2 protein-coding genes are annotated in these 2,079 nt (G+C 39.1%); one reads left to right on the forward strand and one right to left on the reverse strand.

Translation table 11 applies throughout. The annotated features are described in order from the left end of the window. Positions 1-436 precede the first annotated feature (436 nt). Positions 437-673, forward strand: a complete 237-nt coding sequence (locus MRT15_RS09265; protein ID WP_304329805.1) for an Lrp/AsnC family transcriptional regulator — start codon at positions 437-439, stop codon at positions 671-673. 60 nt (positions 674-733) lie between these two features. Here the strand turns inward: MRT15_RS09265 and MRT15_RS09270 are convergent, their stop codons facing one another. Continuing rightward, positions 734-1,972 (reverse strand): transposase, encoded by a 1,239-nt coding sequence (locus MRT15_RS09270; protein ID WP_304329806.1) that lies wholly within the window; start codon positions 1,970-1,972, stop codon positions 734-736. Positions 1,973-2,079: the final 107 nt, after the last annotated feature.

Raw genomic sequence — 2,079 nt, forward strand, 5'->3', positions numbered from 1 at the left:
AGTGTTTCGAGAAGGATAGGCAGGGTGAAACTGTACAAAATTAACTTAGAGAATCCTTTAGTCAAAATGTTAAGAGAGTATGAGATACAACTTTCCCTACAAATAGCAGAACAGGAAAAAGCTAAAACGCAAAAAACAGCCCCAGTAAAAGTAGCATAATAATTTTAATTCTACTACATTTCCTAATTCAGCGGTTATATTGCTTAGATATTCTCAAATTTAATATGATCTTATGACCTGATATGGAATATTTATGTATCTTCCAGCACTCACAAAATAAACACAAAATAACTACAGAAAATCTTAGGTTATAAACAACTGGATACAAGAACTAAAAAAAACTAAACAAAAGCAAAGTAGGCAAACCATACCAAACTCACTCTTATTTAATAAAAATTTAAATATTGTGGTAATCAAATTTTAAATGGTGTAATGCGTGGTTGAGGCATTAATTTTTATAACGGTGGAACCAAATAAAATAGATAAAATAGGGATGGATATAAAGAGATTACCAAATGTTAAAGAAGTGGTAGCAATTACTGGAGAGTTTGATATTGTTGCGCGTGTTGAGGCAAAAGATTTTTCAGAACTCTCAAAAACGCTTAAAGAAAAAATTCTTTCCATTCCGGGAATAGTAAAAAGTGCAACTTCAATAATAACGGAGAAATACTAAATAGTGAGATTTGAGGAATAGAAACGAATACTTCATCTATTATAAAGTATGTCTTATGAGTTACTTTGCCCTGAAGGGCGAAGTTTCCTGCTTCGCAGCCCCACCTTGCCCCCAGCTTACAACCAGGGGTAGAGGGCGGAGCTCTACAGGCACACAGGGTGCCTCCCACCCCGCTCGCCTCAAAACATTAAGAGCCGCATTAAAATCCCTATCAACTTTCCAACCACACACAGGACACACAAACACACGCTCATCCAACCCCAAATCCTCAACGATGAAACCACACATAGCACACTCCCTCGAACTATTCGCAGGATCCACCAGAACAAACCTCTTACCAAACTTCTCCACCTGATACTTAATTATACGCTTAAGCTCACCAAAAGCCGCATCATAAAGCCTCATCCTCAACTTCCTATAAGATTTACCAACGAGCTTCTTCACATCAATATCCTCCATGACAACCACATCATACTTCATAGCAAGATACTTGCCAACCTTCATGTACAAATCCCTCCTGAGATTCGCAAGATGCTCGTAAGCCCTAGCCAATCGCCTCTTAGCCTTAAACCAATTCTTAGACAAAAACTTCTTCCTAGAAAGCTCACGATGCAGACGCCTCACCCTCTTGAGAGCCCTCTCATAAGGCTTCAAATTGGGAAGGTACTCGCCATCGCTTGTCGTGAGGAGCTTCTCAATGCCAACGTCAATCCCAACTGCTTTTCCGGTCTTTGGTGCTTCTTGTTTTATCTCATCAATGTCTGCTATGAATGAGATGTATATGTGTTCGCTTTTCATCAGTTTAACGACTACTCTTTTTACTTTGTTTAGTGGTGGAAGGTCTCTTTCCATGATTATTTTGAATGTTCCGAGGTGTGAGAGTTTTAGTAGTGTTAGTTTTTTCTTGTGTTTTTTGCTTTTTGTTCTTATTTTTCTCATGTTGAGTATTTTCCAGCTGCTCTGTGGGTATGTTAGGGAGTAGTATTTGTGTGGTTTCTTTTCTCTTGGGAATCTTGTTTTTTTCTCTAGGAATCTCTGTTTTGCTTCGTAGAAGCGGTCTGCGATTGCTTGTATTACTTGTGAGTGGAGTGCTTGGTATTCCTTATCGTTTTTTCTTAGTTCGAGTGCTAGTTGTCTTAGTTCTGTTTGTGTTAAACCTTTTTTGTCTCTGTGATAGAAGTATATGTCTGCCCATCGTAGTGTGTTGTATATTTCGCATGCGAGCTTGAGTTGGGCTTTTAACGCCCCCAGCGTTTGCTCATCCGCGTATGCTCTGAAGCGGTATGCTACGATGGGCATCAATAAATACATGCACGCAAGCCTATTTAAAGCTTTAGCATGTGTTAGGGTTGGAACTCTGGAGTGTTATGATGTGTGTTGTTGGTTTGGGTTTTCTCTTCATCTCC

The sequence above is a fragment of the Candidatus Culexarchaeum yellowstonense genome, from assembly GCF_024707025.1.
Classification (GTDB): domain Archaea; phylum Thermoproteota; class Methanomethylicia; order Culexarchaeales; family Culexarchaeaceae; genus Culexarchaeum.